17 protein-coding genes are annotated in these 19,136 nt (G+C 47.7%); 5 read left to right on the top strand and 12 right to left on the bottom strand.

Translation table 11 applies throughout. The features are described 5' to 3' along the window. Positions 1-2: 2 nt before the first annotated feature. The 11 genes from C8J48_RS04900 to C8J48_RS04850 all read right to left on the bottom strand — a co-directional run bounded on the left by C8J48_RS04900 (position 3) and on the right by C8J48_RS04850 (position 15,495). Positions 3-2,897 (bottom strand): HEAT repeat domain-containing protein, encoded by a 2,895-nt coding sequence (locus C8J48_RS04900; RefSeq protein ID WP_107725229.1) that lies wholly within the window; start codon positions 2,895-2,897, stop codon positions 3-5. A gap of 921 nt (positions 2,898-3,818) precedes the next feature. After that, positions 3,819-4,241, bottom strand: a complete 423-nt coding sequence (locus C8J48_RS04895; RefSeq protein WP_107725228.1) for a VOC family protein — start codon at positions 4,239-4,241, stop codon at positions 3,819-3,821. A 34-nt stretch (positions 4,242-4,275) separates the two neighbouring features. Then, a complete protein-coding gene (locus C8J48_RS04890; protein ID WP_107725227.1) occupies positions 4,276-4,617 on the bottom strand; it encodes a hypothetical protein in 342 nt (113 codons plus the stop codon). A gap of 61 nt (positions 4,618-4,678) precedes the next feature. Continuing rightward, complete coding sequence (gene mobB, locus C8J48_RS04885; RefSeq protein WP_107725226.1) at positions 4,679-5,176, bottom strand: molybdopterin-guanine dinucleotide biosynthesis protein B; 498 nt, start codon at positions 5,174-5,176, stop codon at positions 4,679-4,681. 50 nt (positions 5,177-5,226) lie between these two features. Further along, positions 5,227-5,676 carry a DoxX family protein gene (locus C8J48_RS04880; protein ID WP_107725225.1) on the bottom strand — a complete coding sequence of 150 codons (450 nt, stop codon included), beginning with the start codon at positions 5,674-5,676 and terminating at the stop codon, positions 5,227-5,229. Positions 5,677-5,893: 217 nt separating this feature from the next. Further along, positions 5,894-6,901, bottom strand: a complete 1,008-nt coding sequence (locus C8J48_RS04875) for a glycoside hydrolase family 15 protein (protein ID WP_107725224.1) — start codon at positions 6,899-6,901, stop codon at positions 5,894-5,896. Between the two features lie 286 nt (positions 6,902-7,187). Beyond that, on the bottom strand, positions 7,188-8,165 hold the full coding sequence (locus C8J48_RS04870; RefSeq protein WP_107725223.1) for an HD domain-containing protein: 978 nt from the start codon (positions 8,163-8,165) through the stop codon (positions 7,188-7,190). 259 nt (positions 8,166-8,424) lie between these two features. Further along, complete coding sequence (locus C8J48_RS04865; RefSeq protein ID WP_107725222.1) at positions 8,425-10,818, bottom strand: sugar phosphate nucleotidyltransferase; 2,394 nt, start codon at positions 10,816-10,818, stop codon at positions 8,425-8,427. Between the two features lie 42 nt (positions 10,819-10,860). Then, the gene (locus C8J48_RS04860; protein ID WP_107725221.1) at positions 10,861-13,686 is read right to left on the bottom strand and encodes a 1,4-alpha-glucan branching protein domain-containing protein; all 2,826 of its coding nucleotides are present in this window, start codon (positions 13,684-13,686) and stop codon (positions 10,861-10,863) included. Further along, positions 13,683-14,414 (bottom strand): DUF4912 domain-containing protein, encoded by a 732-nt coding sequence (locus tag C8J48_RS04855; protein ID WP_107725220.1) that lies wholly within the window; start codon positions 14,412-14,414, stop codon positions 13,683-13,685. Before C8J48_RS04855 ends, C8J48_RS04860 begins: the two co-directional genes overlap by 4 nt. A 562-nt stretch (positions 14,415-14,976) precedes the next feature. Continuing rightward, the gene (locus C8J48_RS04850) at positions 14,977-15,495 is read right to left on the bottom strand and encodes an MFS transporter (protein WP_170105177.1); all 519 of its coding nucleotides are present in this window, start codon (positions 15,493-15,495) and stop codon (positions 14,977-14,979) included. Between the two features lie 203 nt (positions 15,496-15,698). On the opposite strand from C8J48_RS04850, the gene C8J48_RS04845 reads away from it, so the two are divergent. The 5 genes from C8J48_RS04845 (at position 15,699) to C8J48_RS04825 (ending at position 17,972) form a co-directional block, all read left to right on the top strand. Continuing rightward, positions 15,699-15,893 (top strand): helix-turn-helix domain-containing protein, encoded by a 195-nt coding sequence (locus tag C8J48_RS04845; protein WP_170105175.1) that lies wholly within the window; start codon positions 15,699-15,701, stop codon positions 15,891-15,893. Beyond that, a complete protein-coding gene (locus C8J48_RS04840) occupies positions 15,890-16,432 on the top strand; it encodes an LptM family lipoprotein (RefSeq protein ID WP_107725217.1) in 543 nt (180 codons plus the stop codon). The genes C8J48_RS04845 and C8J48_RS04840 overlap by 4 nt, the downstream gene beginning before the upstream one ends. 4 nt (positions 16,433-16,436) lie before the next feature. Beyond that, positions 16,437-16,784, top strand: coding sequence for a hypothetical protein (locus tag C8J48_RS04835; protein ID WP_107725216.1), 348 nt, complete (start codon positions 16,437-16,439; stop codon positions 16,782-16,784). A gap of 212 nt (positions 16,785-16,996) precedes the next feature. Beyond that, on the top strand, positions 16,997-17,773 hold the full coding sequence (locus tag C8J48_RS04830) for a GAF domain-containing protein (RefSeq protein WP_146160448.1): 777 nt from the start codon (positions 16,997-16,999) through the stop codon (positions 17,771-17,773). 1 nt (position 17,774) lies between these two features. Beyond that, positions 17,775-17,972: a hypothetical protein gene (locus tag C8J48_RS04825; RefSeq protein ID WP_107725214.1), complete on the top strand. Its 198-nt coding sequence runs from the start codon at positions 17,775-17,777 to the stop codon at positions 17,970-17,972. A gap of 640 nt (positions 17,973-18,612) precedes the next feature. Here the strand turns inward: C8J48_RS04825 and C8J48_RS04815 are convergent. Beyond that, positions 18,613-19,116 (bottom strand): hypothetical protein, encoded by a 504-nt coding sequence (locus tag C8J48_RS04815; protein ID WP_146160447.1) that lies wholly within the window; start codon positions 19,114-19,116, stop codon positions 18,613-18,615. Positions 19,117-19,136 lie beyond the last annotated feature (20 nt).

The following is a 19,136-nucleotide window of genomic DNA, read 5'->3' as shown; positions in this document are numbered from 1 at the left end:
TCCTACTCGTAAAGTCCTCCGTTAGCAGCCTCTTCGGTTTCAATACGGAGTGGCGAACCCACCTCAGGATAACGGGAACGGATCTGTGTCAGTATCACCATCACTCGCGAAAAATCTCCCTTACCCCCGTTGCGGGCATAATCCCCCAAGATCGGCACCACTTCCGTCGCCATCTCTCGATTTTGTTGACCAAGTCGCTGCAACAACTGAAGGGTGCGATCTTTTAAAGGACGACCTTTTTGCACTCGAAACAACACCGTCCGGAAAAAGCGTTCCATACGCCGTAGCCGGTCCGGATTCCAAACAATTTTCTCCCCGATCTCCAGGGCAAACAATTGCACAGACATATATGGGCTTTCACCAGCGCGCAAGAGCAACTCCACCTCGTCCAGATGTTTCCGATATTCTCGTACCAATCGCATCGCCAACTGCTGGATATCTTCCCGGGCACTATCCAACAAACCATAGATCAACTCCGACGTCACTTGCCCTTGCGGGAGTGCTTCAATCCGCGCTACCGCCCATTGACGGGTATCATCCCAATCTGTCTCCGCTAGGTTAAACAACAGATCCGGTATCTGTTTCTCTCGTACCTCCTCCAACATCCCCCAGGTTTGTCGTCGTACAGCCGCTACCGGACTGTGAGCCAGTGCAAGCATTTGCCCCTCACTCAACTCTTGGGGATGAGGTGGATTTATCTCCAGCAGACGCCCTCCAAAACTTTGCAGCCCCACATCATCACTGTCAAAGAGGCGTAAGACTTTTTCCAGTGGAGCGGTAGCTACCTCCTCTAAATACACACTCCCCAGCAGATCATCGCGCAAAAATTCCCGTGTCTCCTCCGGCACATCCGGTGATTTCATCCGCCGCCACAGCGTCTGCAGAAACTCCGGCAACACCGGGACCATATGAAAACGCATATCGCTCAATAGCTGCACCACATAATAACGATGTTCTTCCCCAGGAAGGGAGGCCCATTGAACCAAGAAGTCGGCATCTACCTGCAGCTGACCGAATCGTTCCCGCAGAATGCGCTGGACTTCGTCTCGCACTTCTTTTTTTATGCTGATAAAGAAGGGAAGCAGGTCAGCGGCGGTAAAAGGAGTCCCGCTTTCTTCAGCTCGTCGGATCAGGTCGGGGACTTGTTCCAGGAAAAATTCCTCTATCATAACCACATGAAACCGTTGCGCCAATTGGATTGTCACTTGATCTCGTTGTTTAATCTGTTCTAAGATTGGCCGAAGAAAAGCCACCCAATCCCGACCAGCATTCGTCAGGTAAAGGATTTTTCCAGTTTCATGGGAGGCGTTGTGCTTTTCCTTCATTTCCTTATCCAACCATCCCACTACCCCAGCCATTGCATCGTGACAGCATTCCACTTTCCAACGAGAGGCGCCTTTTTCGCTATACTCGATCACCTTGGCCCTGATTTCGGAGTGTTCGCTGTCTAGCATGGCTAACAGATCGTCAACAGTAGGATTTTTCGCATCTTGTCGTGCCAATATCTCCGCTGCTGCAAAGGCGCGGCGATCCGAATGGTCAGATTCCAACAGCTGCTGAAATGTCTCTATCGGCAACTCACGTAAGTATTTTTGGTGAAAATGACGTAGTGCCTGGGCGGCAAACTGAATCACATCGGCATATTGGCTATCCAGTAACCCAAACAGCAGCTCAGCGGAAGGGTTGTCAGCATCTTGTCGTGCTCTTATTTCTTCCACTGCAAAGGCACGTCGGTCCGGGTGGTCGGAATGAAGGAGCTGTAAAAATGTTTCCAACGGCAATTCTCGTAGATATTGTTGATGGGATTGACGTAACGTTTTGGCGGCAAAAGAAATGATGTAACTTTCCTTTGCTCGATCCTGGGATTCCAGCAACAGTCGCATCAGCGGTTCTGGTGCATGATCCCATAACTCCGGAAACGCTTCTTCCCGCTCGTTTACGGTAGCAGGTTTATGACCCGTGGGCTCCCAGCGCACTTTGGACGGCGTGTATCGAGCCTTAGGATAACCCCACCGTTTAATCTTTGTGTTTGTCATCCGTTTGCTGTGTCGATGCAAGATATGGTTAAACAACCAGAGATCATAAACGGACTTTTCCCAATAATTATCCCGTATATCCCGATATTGCAACAGCGCTTCTGTCGCCATGGGAACATAATCCGAATCTCCGGCTTTACCCAATTCCCGCAGAAAGCGCCAGGTACGGCGACGCATATAGTAGTGGGTATTTTCTTTATATGTAGAATCCGTTCTAAACTCCCAATCGTAATTGTCAGCTTCTGCCTCATTCTCTTTCCAAACCGGAACTTCTCGCGTTCCTCTATTTGGCTGGCCCGTATCAAAACGCCACGCTATGATTCCCCAAACTTCCGCATCCCGGCGATTTTCCGCCAGTTTATAGATCGCTTTGATGTAACGGGTATATCCATATTGAAAAGGTACAATCCAAAGGGTTTTTGTATAGGAATAATAGCGAAGCTTTCGAGTTAAGTTGTATTTTTCCTTTAACGCTCGCTTCAGCGCTTCTCTAGCCAACGGTCGACCATCCAGATACAATGTCCACAGCCAAGTACCGTCTTCTGCCTTTTTCTGCGCTTCCAAAAACCGCTCTACAAATGACTCATCTGCTTCGTCTAACAACTGTTGCAATTGTGGCGACAGTGATCTTTCCGGCTTTTCTTCCTTCCACCAAGCCACATGTTTCGGTTGTTCCTCAACAGATGAAGCAGCCGCTTCTTTTGTGGAAGTTTCTGATGTATCTGTTGATTGTGGACGATCTTTCATCTTTCCGTCCGCTGACCCAGTTGACACGATCTTGTTTTCTTCAAATGAAGGCCGTTCTCTGTTATCTGCGGCATTTTTTGCCTCGTTTGATGGAAATGGCTTTTGTTTATCCATGGCTTTCCTCCTCCTCTGTTTTCAAAAATGACAGAGAAATAAAACCCTAAAAATACTTCCATTCATGATCACAGGCAACAGAAAGTTTGTTCGCCTTCATTTTATCGAATGATGTCGTTTATCGTCAACATTTTTGTCTGTCAACTTGGAATTAATTTCTCAGGCACAATAAAAAAACTCCCCGACCGAAATTGGTCAGGGAGTTTGATACGGTGTTCACTAAACCCTATCGAGTTGGCTTTGCCACTGAACACACCTGCCCTCTAGGGGTCCCGGTGACAGTCTGTAGCTACGCTTACTCAGGCAGACGTCACCGGGACCCCTAGAGGGCAGGTGTGCCAAAGTAGAGCGAAGCCGGGTGAAGGATGTCAAACGTACTTGCACATACGGCGTATCGCCGCACAACCATGCTAAACACCGTTCATTGATGATTTCCTTCTCCATATTAATTGAAGGTGTCGAATATTGTCAAGACTAGTAACGAAAATTTATGGAGCAATTTTAAATCTTGACTAAACTAACGGAATACTACTGTGCGATGTTTACTAAACCCTCCAGAGCTAACTTTACCACTGAACAGACAGGGCCTACTAGGTGGCATAAAAGCGATACTGGGGCCACGTCTATTCAGGCAGTATCGCTTACTGCCACCTAAAAGCCCTGTCTGCCGAAGTAGAGTGAAGTTGGGTGAAGGATGCCAAACGTTCTTGCACATACGGCGTATCGCCGTACATGAATGCTAAACATCGCTTTATGATGATTTTAGTTATATTGATCTATCATCATTATTTAGTTAAAGTACATCAACTACTTCTATCAATCAACTGACTCTAGATTAACATAGGAACACCCGTTTGTAAACCCTTTTTTTTAATAAAAGGAATCATTTTTCGACTATTTTTATCTTATAGGAACGTGGCGTTATTCTATAGACTCCCAATCGGGATTCCAAACGACTTCCCACAAATGACCATCCGGATCTTGGAAATGGCCTGAGTATCCACCCCAAAAGGTTTCGTGAGCAGGATCGGTAATGATTGCTCCTGCTTGTTTGGCTTGTTCCATCACTTCATCCACTTCTTCTTTGCTAGGAACATTATGGCCGATTGTAAATTCGGTCGGGCTCGATGCAGTCAACGGGACTTTAGCCTCATGGGCCAGATCTTTACGATTCCAAATCGCCAATTTTAAGCCAGCTTGTAAGTCAAAAAAGGCAACCGCTCCATGCTCGAATTCTTTCCCTATGATCCCTTGTGTTGGAAATCCCAGTCCATCTCGATAAAATTGCAACGCCCGCTCCAAATCGTCTACGCCCAACGTAATGACCGTAATTCGTGGTTTCATATCACACCTCCAACTAAAAAGTATTGCCAAGAGTCTAATCATAGATAAGTCTAAAAATAATGGGCCCACCATAGATTAATGCAAAAAAAGCGAAACCGAAAAGGCCATTGATGATCGTTCCCGCCCATGACAGGATGTTTTTTCGGTTACAGAGGACACCTACAAGGGAAGAGGTGACTCCAACGGTCAAAATAAGCGGCAGGAAAATAGTCACGATGAAAAAATGGGGTTGCCCTTGCCCACTATCGTACAAAAATATCGAAGCCACCATCAATAAAATTAATATTGCCGCCAATATGCCGAAGATACCCAAAATGACAGCTGTGATTCGAAATCCCTTTTTTGCTCTTTGTGATTTAACCATTTGATCGAGCATTCCGTTCCCCCCTTCAATAATTAAATTTTACACACTATTCCTACCAAGCTCAACTATTCCATTATTTGCACACCGCTTCTGTAATCATCTCCACCACACTCTCCACATCGTCCCAATGTAGGCACCGCCCCCATTGACACCACTGCTGTGGATCAGAGGAGACGAGGGCGATAATATGGGGGAGGTTTAACAACTCCCGATCCTCCTCCTGATGGACCATCACCAGTTTATGATGGTGTGCCCGTTTAAAGCCCTCCACCAACACCAGATCCGCTCCCTGATAAAAAGGGAGCAAATCCTCAGGACTGGCGGAATAGGGCCACTCGATCACTGTTCGATCTCGTGACACGATGGCTACCGGTCCAGTACTAACTTGACGGTGTTTCCAAGTATCTTTTCCGGGTTGATCCCACTCCCACTCTTTGGGATGATGTTTCACAGTACCCACTTTCCAGCCCCGCTTTGTCAACAACCTCGCAACTCCAGTCAGCAACGTGGTCTTTCCGGACCCTGAATACCCCACTATCTGAATGACGAAAGGAGTAGCCGGTTTACTCATGAAGAAACATCCTTTCCCTCACGACTGATGATTCCATCTTATCATGCTGATCATTCTTTGCTGCACCATAATGCCCACACGATATAAACCGGTTGAAACAATAACCGAATCCAAGGGTAATAAGGGATATTGTTTAATCCACCCGGAATTTCATTTCCATAGATGGCGTTATTGATATTAGCCGGAAATACCAGTACAAAAAAGACAGCCAACAGCCATCCGCTTACTTTCCGGGTTCGCTTAAACAACAGTCCCAACCCTAGCAACAATTCAACCACTCCGGCCCCCATATTAATCCAAAACGGGTATGGAAGCCATACAGGAATCATCTCGACAAATGGTTCAACCATGACAAAATGACTGACACCGGTAAAAAACAACATCGCACACATGGCGTAACAACCTCTTATTTTAGCGGTGGAAAAATAGCGGCCAGCGCTAACTTTAGCAATCACCGTCAATAGCAGATAAACGCTGAGTAAGATCAATAGAACTAACATCGGCATTCTCCTTCTAGATTTCTTATCATTTTGCCAAAGAAACAAATTGGATTAACATCCTACCTCTAACTTAAAAACCGACCGTCGGTTTGTCAACGATTTCTGTAAAAGAAAAGTAAAAAAAGCGCCAGCAGGCGCGAAAACGGAAATCGGGACTCAGGCCCACTTGGTCACCAATCTGAACGCCAAGACAGGTCTCCTGGTTAAAACCAAGCATTTAACCCGCCTGTGAAAGTCCTTGATTTTGCACCTGATTCAGCAAGAGCATCGTCATAGCCACACCCCAGGCCAAGGGAGTATTACCGTTGGGACAATCCGTCCCTCCGATATACAACTCCGGCAAGCAGCCGTCCGCTGGTAAGATAGAACAGGTTTTATCCATATATTTCTGCGCTTGTCTATGATCGCCCAGCCAACACCAGCACAAACCCAACCAGGGAAAGCCAAAACACCACTCCGCTTCTGCACCAGCATAATAGTATTGGTCATTTTTGTAACGAATTACGCCCCGCTTCCGCTCCAATCCCTCGGCTACGCGTTCTAAAATGGTGTGGGCCATCTGCCGATCCACCACCTGATGGGGATAGATCAGTGAGAGAAGCGCTAAATCCACCTCTTTGGTATCGCTTTCAAAAGGAAGCAAGCGTTGCAGTGTCTGCTTTCCCCGCTCAATCCACTCAAGTGGGACATCCGCCAAAAGCCGCACCGCTTGCAACCCCGAGACACATGCCCCCACACTAGAGGCATGCACTTCCATATTTTCCTCCCACATTCCGTTATCCGCATGCTGCCAATACTCCACACAGCCGAGGTAACGGACCAATTTCTCGACGATCACCTGATCGTTTTGATCCCGCAACACCGGTTTGCCATGGCGTACTCCCTGAGCTACTCCCCATAAAAACAAACCGATCGCGTCATTTTGGGCGTGTCCCCACGGCTGGTCAATCTCGACTAAATTTTTATCATAGCGAGCATGGATATATTCATAAAGATGTTGCGGTTTTTTTGTTGTATGAATATCGATCTTCCACTCATAGCGGCGAAACAGATCAAACAGTGCATGATACGCTCGTTCATAGCGATCACACGGCTGAGTTAGATAAGGTAGAACCGTATAGCACACATCCCGAATCCACACATAAGAATAATCCCGGGATGGGCTAGCTACATAAGCGCCGTTGGGCAGACGCATGGTGTCCAAGATTTGATGTAAGGATTTCATCTTTTTCCCTCCTCTCCCCTCCAGCTTGGACATCGGTGAGGGAATCTAACCCTGTACTTTTTGTATACGTTTCTTCCCCCCGACCTGACACAGCCGAAACGCCTAGATCCCGTCCAAAAGGCGCAACGGAAAAAATGCGCATGAATCTCACCCGCACTACACGAGAATATCCTTATCACTAGACTTCACATTATGATTTTCCCAACAAGAGAAACTCCACGTGAAAATGTATCTTAAAAGGACACCTAACCGAAGCTGTAGAACTTCCGCTCACAATCTTCAGCCCTTAAACGATGCGCACATAAACTCCCGCTTTCATTCGCTCTATTGCCTCCTGCGTCTGGTTGCGAATTTTGGTGGAAAGTTGGGATGCACGCACAATATCTCCGTTCTTACTGATTACCAGCGGGTCAACCCATCGGACCTTTTGCTTAAAATGAATATCCCAGTTGTCGTCGGGGTGGCTGATCTGCAGGCGAATACCTGGGCGGATCTCTGACAAGTCGCGAAGGAGGGCTTCACCGCCGCGATCTTTCACTTGCTGCAACAACTTCTGATCGGTTTTCATCCAGTCATCCTCTGTGATCACCCCTTCCACCATCGCTTGCCGCAATACGGTGGAGAGGCGGTCATTAGCGTAGACATTCTTTGGATCGAGAAAAAAATGAACCACTTCCCGATAGTAAGCATCCACAAACCATTCCGCCCATGCCAGCGACCGTACTGCGATCCGTCCCTGCACCAGTGTCAGCATCTCGAGGAAAGCATGGATCTCATGCAACGATAACCCACCGTAATGATATTGATCCCGCAACGTATAATCAATCCGGTCGGCACATAGGTCGGGAGCTGGCTGTTCCAGTATGGACCACCGCTCCAGGGGCAATAGATCCTCCACCTTCCAGCCCATCGGAGCGATCGCTTCTTCGATTGCGGGATGTTTAATCACTCGCTCCAATTGCTTCTCGTGATAATCCTCATCGGGATGATCCAGCACTTGATCAACCAAATGGGAAAAAGCCGTATGGGAGACATCATGCAACAATGCTGCCGCTTGCTCCGGTAAACTTCCCCCCAACCGCCGGATCAACAACATCACCCCGATGGAGTGCTCCAACCGGGTAACATTCCACTTCGGCTGAAGTAAGGCCGCTGCTCCCGCTTGATGAACCCTTTCCAAGCGTTGTAGAGGAGGGGTATGGAGCAACGCCGCCATTACCGGTTCCACCTCAACTGTTCCATATAACGGATCTTGCAAACGCACGTTCCTCACCCCCACTATTTTTTCGACAAAAGAAACCGCCGTCCTGCCGCCGGCGGTAATGTTACAGTATCTAATTTCTTCCTAACAAAAATGATTGTTTCTATCATAGGAGTATGATTGGGTCTCGCTTTGCACTAAAGCACAAGTCTCGCCTCGATCGCTTTGCTTCGGGTCTCGCTTTGCACTAAAGCACAAGTCTTGCCTCGATCGCTTCGCTCCGGGTCTCGCTTTGCACGAAAATCTTTTCTTTTGTTTCTATCTAACCCTCTCGATATTGTAAAATCTTCTTTTTATGACCATCCAAAAGGCGCTCCACATCGGCGGATGTCTCGCCCTGAGCCACTACTTCCACCCGTGCCTGCTCGCGATCAGGGCGGATCAACACCCAATCCTCTCCCTCCCAAATTTTGATCCCGTCCAGCAGTTCCAAATTGTGATCCTTCCATTCTTCCATTAAGCAGCGCATCACCTGTCCCTTTGCCTCTGCGGGACAAAAGATCGACTCCGATTTCATATAAACCGGTGGCAAACTTTGGACGAGCTTTTCCAAAGTGAATCCCCTTTGGGACAAATGCTCTAACAACACTGCGGTTGCGGCACAACCATCCCCATATAGTTGCCATGAACGGCGGTGTTGGGGTTCTAAGCGCGCCCGTGTCGATGCTGGGACGGGTATTACATCCATCCCCGCGCTATTCGCGATTTCCGTTGCTTCCACAGGAGCTGTCACTGCGATGGGAACGATTTTTTCCCGTTTAATCGCCAACAATGTTTCTACCAACGTCTGCTCTTCTGCTGTCAACGCCTGCCCTGTTTCAGTATACCAGCGGACGGTCTGTCCGTTGGACCCGATATAAACACCAAGATCGGCTTCATGATCCACGATAAATCGTTCCAGAGAAGCGTTGGTACCCAGCACTGTCACCACTCGGCAGCCCAATCCTTCCAACAGCGATTGTATAAGCGGATACAGCTGCCAATCACCGGCATACAACACTACCGTAAAAGCATGAGAACGGATTTGTTTGCCGTCTACTTCTTCTAGTAGCGCGTTGCGATATCGTTTCTGTACATTCTCCGCCTGCTCCAGTGTGCCAAAAGCGGTGGCAGGGCGAGAGAACTCCTCTTGATGTAAGGTTTGCTCCACCTTTCGTTCCATTCCAGGGCTTAGGGGTAATCCGTGTTGATCAAAAAATTGTAGTACCGTTCGTTCTCCTTTTTCATCCAGCCGTCGAATGTACACTCCACCCTTTGCTTGGTGTAAATGACAAGCATATCGAATAACCGGTGCTGGTGTCACTCCCGTATCCATCACCCGAACTCCCGCCGCGAGCATACTGGCTGTAACCGATAATTGCAGGATATCCGCAAACGCGTCTCCATCCCGACCGACCACTACGGTTGACCCTTCCCCTAACATACTGGCAAAGGCTGCGGCCATCCGTCCTGCCCGTTCCGGTGTCAGCTCCCGATTGGTAATCCCGCTGACGCCATCATGGCCAAACCAGCCGTGAACTCCATGAGACTCCCACACCAAGGATTCAGTAACAATCGCACCGGGGCTGACTATCTTTTCCGGCCATACTTTTACACCAGATAAAAGAAGTGCCCGTTCACCAATCCTCGTCTTCTCTCCCACCACAGTCCGTTCCTCGACACACGCCCCCTCACTGACGATCACTTCATTGGTTAGGGTGCTTCCCGCCAGCCGAGCGGCGACGGCGATATCATTTCGATTCCATAACACCGTCTGCTCCAGATTGGCAGCGGTTGCCACCCGATTGTAGCGACCCAGGATGGCATGTGGTCCTACTTGTGCCCCTGCTTCTATCTGGGTTCCAGCTCCTACAAACGCCGGTGCAGACAAAGTTGAAGGCTCCTTCACTCGGGCACCGGGCATCACCCGAATGCCGGGAGACCACTCCTCCCCTTTTACATCAGCGACCACCCGCCCCTCCAACAGATCCCACTGGGCCTGCCGATATTGTTCCAAGTTGCCGATATCCGACCAATATCCCGCAGCTACCATTCCAAACAGCGGCAACTCGTTTGCCAGTAACAACGGAAATAGATCCTTGCTAAAATCAAACACCTGACCCGGATTGAATAGGGAGAGTACCTCCGGCTCCAGTACATAGATACCGGTATTCACCGTATCGCTAAAAACCTCACTCCAACTGGGCTTCTCCAAAAAGCGAACGACCCGGCCGTCTTCCTGTGTCATCACAACGCCGTATTCCAACGGCACCTCCACTTTGGTCAATACCAAGGTGCCGATCGCCATCCGCTCACGGTGAAAACGAATCGCTTGTTCCAGATCAAAATCGGTCAATGCATCGCCGCTGATCACCAGAAACGTATCATCTAAAAACTCTTCCGCATTTTTAACGCTTCCCGCAGTGCCCAGGGGTTGCGTCTCCTCAAAATAATGAAGCTTTACCCCCCACTCACTGCCGTCCCCAAAATAATCGCGGATAAGATGGGGGAGATACTGAACCGTGACTGCAATTTCGGTGATCCCGTATTTTTTCAGCAACTCAATGCTATATTCCATGCACGGCTTATCGACGAGGGGAACCATCGGCTTGGGCAAACGATTGGTCAGGGGTCGTAAACGCGTTCCTTTACCGCCTGCCATAATCACTGCTTTCATTCCATCGACTCCTCTCTTTTTTAAACCCTTAACAATTCCCCTTCAACGGGATTCATGGTGTGCAGCCACTTCTTCCCGAACATCGATCGCCTCGGGGGCGATCATCTCTTGATAGACGGCGGTGGTCTGGTCGGCGATTCGCTTCCAGTCAAAACGGTAAATGTGTTCCCGGGCCGCTTCCGCCAGTCGGCGGGATTTCCCTCCATCTTCCAACAACGTGCGAATCTGTCGAAGCAGAGAGGTGGCATCGCCGGGGTACGCCTTTAGCCCATTTTTGTCATGGTCTACCACATCCGCCAAACCGCCTGTATCCGAGACGACCACAGACGTTCCGGCAGCCATCGCTTCCAAAGCCACAATGCCAAAGGGTTCATACCAACTGGGAAACACTGCGATCTCCGCCAGTTGTAACAAGCGATTGCGGTCAGCGTCGCTGATAAATCCGGTGAATAGTATTTTTTCCGCCAATCCCAGCCGCTGCGCTTCTGCTTCCCACACCTCCTTCATCGGACCTTTGCCCACGATGATCCATTTGGTGTCGGGATGAACCTTCACAACTTCTACTGCCGCCTCCAATAATGTGCTCACCCCTTTTTCCCGTACCAGTCGGCCGACGAACAAAATGATGCGCTCACCGCTACGGGCAAAAGGTTCAGGCCCTCCCTCGTTTAGCGATGGCGGTTGGAGCAGAGCGGGATCGACACCATTGGGAATCACTCGCATTTTATCCGTAGGCAGTTGAAACACATCCTGTACTTCCCGCTCCATATGCCGACTGCACACAATCACGCGCGCGGCTTCATAAGTGAGCTCCCATTCCAAGCGATGGATGCGTTGCTGTAGCTCGGTATGGATCCCCTGATTACGCCCATGCTCAGTCGCGTGGATGGTGGCTACCAGCGGCAGGTGGAAGGCCTCTTTTAGTCCTTGGGCCGCCGCACTTACCAACCAATCGTGCGCATGAACAACATCAAAGCAATGCCCCGCAGCCATTAGGGAACGACAAGTATCCAGCAGCATGCGGTTCAACTGAAACACCCAGTGATAAAACTGGTTGCCAAAGGGCTTCATCACATGAGCGCGATGAATATGTACCCCTTCCACCGTCTCTGTGTGCGGATACCCCTGCACTTCCGTGGTTACCACATGCACCTCCCATCCCTGTTGCACCAGATAACGGGATAAATCGTACACATGACGGGACAATCCACCCACGGTCATCGGGGGGTATTCCCATGTGAGCATCAACACGGAAGGCCGTTTCCCTTTCACAATGGGCTTCTGCCGCCAAGGGGAGCGAAACCATGCCGGATTTAAATCCGGAAACAGCCCATCCAGCTCCTCAACCTGAGCCAGCCACTCCTCATCCACCGCATCTGCTTCAATCATCGCCGCTAATCGATCAAAGCGTGCAATATGTTGTTTTGTCCGTTTGATCGCATACTCCACCATGGTTTGACTATCCATGATAAATGCCCAATCGCTGGACTGGGCCAGCATCAACTCCCGACCCGCTTGCGCCATGGCTCGTTGCATTTGAGAAGAGACCGGTTCTATGCGATGAACCAGGTGATTAAACTGCTCTTCCGCCTTCTGTATCACCGGATAAATCCACTCATTCTTCCCTTGCAACCATACATCTCCATAACCGTGGCGTCCCCAGGAGCTCATCTCCATCTCACAGACAGGATAATCGGTGTAACGCTCCAAATACTGCGTTGGGGTGATCGACTTCACATCCGCTTGATCAAAATGCATCTGCCGAAACAACATATCGAGAAAAAGGGGTCCCTCAAACCACCAGTGACCAAACAATTCCGCATCAAAGGGGGCGGTAATCACCGGATGACGTCCATGCTTTTGCCGCTCTGCCCGCACCTGCGCCTGTCTTTCCGCTAAGAAATGACGGGCGTGCCCAGCCGCTTTTTCCCGTGCCCACTCCGGGTTATACGGCTCCTTGTGCGCCCCGTATCCTGTGATACGGTAATATTTAAAGCCGGTATGAAGGCGGATACCCTCGGGATGAACATAGGACCCGATCGTCTCCCAATCCAGGTCATAGCCGATATCGCGGTAGTATTCACGATAATCGTAATCACCGGGATAGCCCGTACGAGAGCTCCACACCTGTTCCGACGACTGCGGATCACGGGCGAAAGCCGCAACCCCCGCGGAGGTGAGAATCGGGGAGGTCGTGCCCAAGCGAGAAGGAGGGGCTGCAGCAGCAACCGCGTGACTATCGACGCAAAACCACTGAATGTCCGCCTCTCGCAACAGTCGATCCACCCCGGGGACAAACCCGCACTCCGGCAACCAGATTCCCCGCGGACGTCGCCCCAACAACCGTTCATGGGAAGCGACCGCCGCTTGAATGTGAGCGCGCATTGTTTCCTCCCGCAACAGATACGGTAAAAAGGGATGGGTTCCCACCGCCGTAAACAACTCCAGCCTCCCTGCTGCTTCCAAACGGCAAAACTCTTGCAATAGATCGCCTTGCACCTCTTGATAAAAATCCCGCGCTCCCTGAAAGCGATCTCGATACATCCGTGCCAAGGGGTGGAAGGAAGCATCCCCCACCGTCCGTTCCACTTCCCGCTCTCCCAGTTCTACCAACTGCTCCAAGTGAGCCGCCGTCCGTTTTTGTAAAAGCGGATCCGCCAGCATCGCCGCCAGAGGTGGACTGATGGATAAAGCCAAGCGAAAGTCCACTCCATCCCGTTGCAATCCTTGAAAAACCTGCAACAGTGGAATATAACATTCCGTTACCGCTTCATACAGCCACCGTTCTTCTAGGACATCGTCTCGTTCCGGATGGCGTACATAAGGAAGGTGGGCATGAAGTACAAGAGCGAAATAACCGTGACTCATCTGTCACCCTCCTTTTTCTCCACCCATGTATATCCGTCGAAGCGATCATTCCACCTATCAGCGATATCAGGGTAAAAGGGTTTTTCCAGATCGGTCGTCGCCGTTGTTTTTTCCGAGGCGACCGGCTCCATCTTCAACACCGCTCGATTTCGCTCTTCCAGTATCCGCGGTGTTTTTACAACATTTGAACAGAGAAGGGTAAAAAAATGGCCTTCCAGCGTCCATGTTCCCCATTCTGCTAAATAATGGCGCCCGGGTGTGACTCCTGCCAACCAATAGCGATCCGCCAGTGGGTGCGTATTTTCCACCCGGATGGAATGGGCATGTTTACCGTCATAATGTAGATCAGTCACATCACATAACCGCAAGGAAAAAGGCAGTCGTCCCCACTCCGACTCAAAATGACGACACACCAATCGCTGTTGTAACGGGCTTACCCGCCAGTGAGCAAATAGTGTCCAGGGATCCTTCGCCATTAGGATCAGACGATCTTCGATCCCTGTTTGCACCCACTCCTCCTCCCACAGACGGCTATCTTCTTTCCATTCCGGTCGTTCCAGTCGGGGTTCTGCTTGTGTGACTGCAATCTCTTCCATCGCTTTCCGGTATTTTTGCAGACGGTAGCGAAACTGTCCCAACGTTAAACCAAGTGCTTCCGCCATCTGCCGATAACTTGCCCCTGCTTCCAACCGCCTTTGTACCCTTTCCCAATTCAACTGTTGATCCACTGAATGATCGGGCCCCTTTCTCTCTATTTATTTCCATATGCTAATAAAAAATCTAATTTTATACAATCCCCTCCATTGTTATATTTTAGTGAATAGGTCGAAAACTTATGACTGTATTCGACAAATGGAAGCGTAATCACAGGAAATATTGGTTCATTCCCTTGTCAAAGGACATCGGTTTTTAGGGGAAATTTCCTAAAGTTCGACAAAAAAAGTGCTGAATCATCAGCACAAAGAAAGAGATTTGTTTTTAAACCGGCGAGATTTCCGGGATTGTCTGTATTCTGTTTAGTATTTTACTTCTTGATTCCTTGTCAAGATTCCGTTCAAATGTTGAACTATACTGTGTGTCAAAAAAGTGGATAAATATGTTAGAATTCCATCGCGGAGGAGTGTTTGTTTGTGTTGTGAACCTCTCGCCATTTCAAATGACGAACTTCTCGTTTCATCGAACCGACTCCTGCCGACTCTCCACAAAGGCCAGTTCCTGGCCTGAATCATTCCCTAAAAGCCGGTGGTAAGTGGAAGCAACCGGATCACTTCCCAGTATCGTTGAGACGGGTCAGTTCTTGTGTTCAGGTATACGCATCACGATGAGTAACATCGCAATCACCCCAACCATCACACCAGCCAACAACAACCACGCCACGGTGTACCCACTGGTCAAATCCACCACCCAGCCAAACAACGGTGGCCCTAACACTACACCCCAAGATCCTAAGGAGACACTAAAGCCGCTGGCCAAGCCCGCTTGCCTCTCAGGAACCGATTCTGTGGCTGCATTCATCCAGATTCCGTTAAAGTCGCAGATACAAAAACCGAAAACAGCCACCAGCACCACCAACCACGCAAACGACCAATCCGGTTGCCACAAGGAAGCTAGCAGACTGCATATCAAAGTGCCCAGGGCGATAATCAGTAAAACTGCCAACCGCCGACCACCCCAACGATCACTGATGAGTCCCCATACAATCCTGCCCACGGAACCGGCCGTTTCTGACACGACTAACAAAAGACCCACCAGCGTCAAGGAGAATCCCAATGCTTGGTATGCAAAAAAGACAATATAAGTACTTAACACCAAATTACTCATCATTATATAAAGACTTATTTGGGCTTTGATCCCAAATTTTTTTTGCGTGAAAATGGGTTCAGATCGCTAATGAGAGGTGGAGATAACTTCAGATAGGAAACGATAGATAAAGATAGCTACCAATTGACGGGTTTACCGGTAAATTCTATTATTTTTATTGCAGATGCGGTAAGAAAGGAGAGATGAATAAAGTGGGTGATACTCAACAAAAAAAAGATCGTTTAATCACGCCCAAGGAAGCGGCTGAGAGGTTGGCGGTTTCACCTCTCACAATCAAGAAATGGATGAGGGATGGCAAGATCAAGGGAACAAAACTCATGTCAGTCTGGCGGATTAGCGAAGAAGAAGTCGATAAACTAGTCAAAAATGAGGGGGATTCAAATTGAAAAAAATCGGATTCATGGCAATCATTTGTCTGTTTGCTTTTGCTTTAGTTGGTTGTGGACCTGATGATGTCAGCACTGGTGCGGAAGATGCCTCCGGCAATGAAGAGAATAAACAGAATGATCAAGGGAAAAACGATGGCGAAAAACGTACCACTGTTAATGAAACCAAAGATGTCGGCGGCTTAAAAGTGACGGTGGCAGAGGTTGTAGTACGGGAGGATAAAATCGATGTGGGGATCAACCTGGAAAACACCGCAAGTCACCCCATCACCATTTATCCGGATATGGACGGAAAGATCGTGATCCCCGATATGCAAATGCAGTTAACCGCCAACATGTTTATGGGGGATAGTGTTGGAGGAGACGTATCCGCTGGGGTTAAACAAGATGGTGTCCTGTCTTTTACCACTGATAATAACAAGAAATTGACTACCGATGAGGTAAAATCATTCAACTTGGAACTTGGAGAAGTGGTCCACGGTGAAACCTATAGTACATTGGGCAAAATTCAGTTTGAAATTGCAATGGATGGAGAGTGATCACATGAGCCGGACAACGGAACTGGTACTGGGGATTATCGGTGGTGTTATCGGCTTTGGTGGTGCCTTCTTCGCCCTGTTCTTTGGTGCTCTTGATGCGGAATTTACCGGTAATGAATCGGTGCTCAACAGCGGAGCCGCCGCCTTTTGGTTCTCAGCCCTTGCTATTATCGGCGCAATCGTGGTTAAGTTCTGGGCCAAAATCGGCGGTGCTCTCATGGCTCTATCCGGCCTCGCCTTGTTGTGGAACATTGGTTTGTTCGGAGTTCTCCCGGCCTTGTTGTTGATCGCCGCTGGCATGATGGGGATATTCCGTAAAGGGAAACGGCAGGTAGAAGAAAAGGCGGCATAATAAAAACCGGGTGGGATCTCCCTCCCGGTTTTGGATACTAAAAATCGACAAAGTTAGACAAAGGATTCCGAATAAGAATTGATGAATGTTTTAGTTAAAAACTTTGAAGGGAGAGATAGGGAATATTAGGCAAAGCTTTAGATTGGTTGGGACTCTCCCAATATGAAGGCCCAATCTCTTTTGGATTAATCCTGGGAATTATCCTACTGGTCTTGGGTTACATAGTTGTTGTCTACTTTAAAGTTCGATCTGGCGATAATCTTTCCCTTACCATTTTGAAAGTTTCTCAATTTCAAATCGGTTCTTTTGATTTTACACCGAACAAGGAACTACAAAAATATAAAAAGACAATTGAGAAGCTACAAGAGGAATTTCAAGTTTTAAACGATGATTCTAAACATAAATTCATGATAATGGGATACCTAAACGAAGTAGGAAAACAAGCCCACAAAGTTATAGGGACTTCTCAAGAGGATAAAGAAAAAGTAAAAGAAGTTTTTGATAAAGCCATGGATTTAGCACTTAACATGATTCTTCATGCTGTTAAGGAAGGGAAAAAAGGGCGGTCTAGAATTTGCATTTTAGTTCCCAATTCCAATGGGAAGTTGTATATTATAAAAGGACATGGTTATTCGGATGAAGGACGGGACAAACTTCGATTAGGTGAAAGATCCTATGCGGGAACTGCTTTTCGCGAAAAAAGAATAATTCGTACCGGCAATATTAAAAAAAGGGATGAGAATAATACACCTTTCCAAAAGGTTCCTCAACAAAAAGATTACATTTCCCTTATTTGCGTTCCAATTATACTCTTTAACACCTGTATTGGTGTCTTAAATATAGATTGTTGGTCAGAAAATACTTTTACTGATGACGACGAGAAATACTTACAGTATTTCGCTAACCAACTCGCTCTTCCATTGATGACTTACAGAATTAAAAATGAAGAAAAACTTCACTCACTTATTGCTTCAGGGAGGGAAGAATAAAATGGCACGAATAAGAAAAGAAGGAAAAAAAAGTACTCATACCACATTATCTCCAATTGAACGTTACTATGCAGGCGAAATTTCAGCAGATGATTATGTAAAGCTTACAGAAAAATCAATTGGAATTGATAAAACAAGAGCCACTGCAGAAAAACGTGTTCGCAAAATCTTAAAGAAACAAAGACTGATGCAAGCATAATATAAAGCCGGGTGGGGAGTGAATCCTGCCCGGCTTCGTTGTCTATCGTTTAATATCCACCGTATCCCCTGTTTTCACACTTACCTTGATCCAATTTACCACGCTCACTTGCTTCTCAAATGCATGTTGCTGCTTCCCGTTGATCGCTACCTTTTCAGGACTTCCGCGCCTCATCTTCCCGAAACGGGGACTCCTACCTGGGTTAAAAGGAACAAAAAAAGAAATGTTGAATTATATTGTTTAGAATGAAAACGAAAGGGGGGTTATTATAGTGATTTTGCAGATAATCGCGTCTATTATATCTATAATTGTTGTTTTTCTCGTAAAAAAATACAGAAATTTGACATGGATACAAGTCGCTTCTCTATTCTTTTTTGTCACTCCTTTATTCTTAATCTTATTTATTTTCCTGGTTCATGGGAATTATGACTTATATATTTGGTTAATTAAACAAGATTGTTGGTATTGTACAGGAAGCGGACCCGGATTAGCTTCAGTGGGAGTTAAATTGTTATTTATAAGTCTTCTTGGGTTATTGTTTTTTTGGGTATCCAGTAAAACAAAATGAAGTTAAGATACTATCGGTATTAAAAAACAATCCTCTTGGAAAACCCAAGAGGATTGTTTTTTAATACTATTACTATTTGGGAGCACAAGTGGTACCGTCACATTCGTAGCCATTATATCTCGGAGGAGTAAATGGATAATCATAAGAAGGATATGACCATTCTGTAGACCCCGGTGCACTCCCCGTCCATGACGGTACCACCTTAGCCCCACCTTTATCTAAATAACCGTCCTCAAAATAGCACCAGGGATCACCATATTCCCCGCTACATATAAATGGTACTCCATCCCAATCCCATTGATCATGAAAGTGAGTTCTTAAAATTGTAACTTTAAAATCGTCTCGTTCTGCAGTATACGGTTCCTGTAAATAAGATACTGCATAGTAGTAGGCAGAATGCTGAGCTAAATACCAATGACCAGATCCAATTCCAATACCAGGTTCATCTTTATTATCCGAAAAACTAGTATCAATGTAACCATAGGGCATATCAGTATACCAGAAATTACTATCCTGATCTTCTGAATAAGCTCCTTGGCCCCAAACTATACCATCATCATATCCGTAGAAATTCAAATCAATTTCCATCCCACTAG

The sequence above is a fragment of the Desmospora activa DSM 45169 genome (assembly GCF_003046315.1).
Lineage (GTDB): Bacteria > Bacillota > Bacilli > Thermoactinomycetales > DSM-45169 > Desmospora > Desmospora activa.
Note: the sequence above shows the minus strand (reverse complement) of the source record. Positions and strands in the feature narration are given on the sequence as shown.

Excerpts from the sequence above, each read along its gene's own strand:
- C8J48_RS04900 (WP_107725229.1), bottom strand. The coding sequence starts at position 2,897 with ATGGATAAACAAAAGCCATTTCCATCAAACGAGGCAAAAAATGCCGCA.
- C8J48_RS04895 (WP_107725228.1), bottom strand. The coding sequence starts at position 4,241 with ATGAAACCACGAATTACGGTCATTACGTTGGGCGTAGACGATTTGGAG.
- C8J48_RS04890 (WP_107725227.1), bottom strand. The coding sequence starts at position 4,617 with ATGCTCGATCAAATGGTTAAATCACAAAGAGCAAAAAAGGGATTTCGA.
- mobB (WP_107725226.1), bottom strand. The coding sequence starts at position 5,176 with ATGAGTAAACCGGCTACTCCTTTCGTCATTCAGATAGTGGGGTATTCA.
- C8J48_RS04880 (WP_107725225.1), bottom strand. The coding sequence starts at position 5,676 with ATGTTAGTTCTATTGATCTTACTCAGCGTTTATCTGCTATTGACGGTG.
- C8J48_RS04875 (WP_107725224.1), bottom strand. The coding sequence starts at position 6,901 with ATGAAATCCTTACATCAAATCTTGGACACCATGCGTCTGCCCAACGGC.
- C8J48_RS04865 (WP_107725222.1), bottom strand. The coding sequence starts at position 10,818 with ATGAAAGCAGTGATTATGGCAGGCGGTAAAGGAACGCGTTTACGACCC.
- C8J48_RS04860 (WP_107725221.1), bottom strand. The coding sequence starts at position 13,686 with ATGAGTCACGGTTATTTCGCTCTTGTACTTCATGCCCACCTTCCTTAT.
- C8J48_RS04835 (WP_107725216.1), top strand. The coding sequence starts at position 16,437 with ATGAGCCGGACAACGGAACTGGTACTGGGGATTATCGGTGGTGTTATC.
- C8J48_RS04825 (WP_107725214.1), top strand. The coding sequence starts at position 17,775 with ATGGCACGAATAAGAAAAGAAGGAAAAAAAAGTACTCATACCACATTA.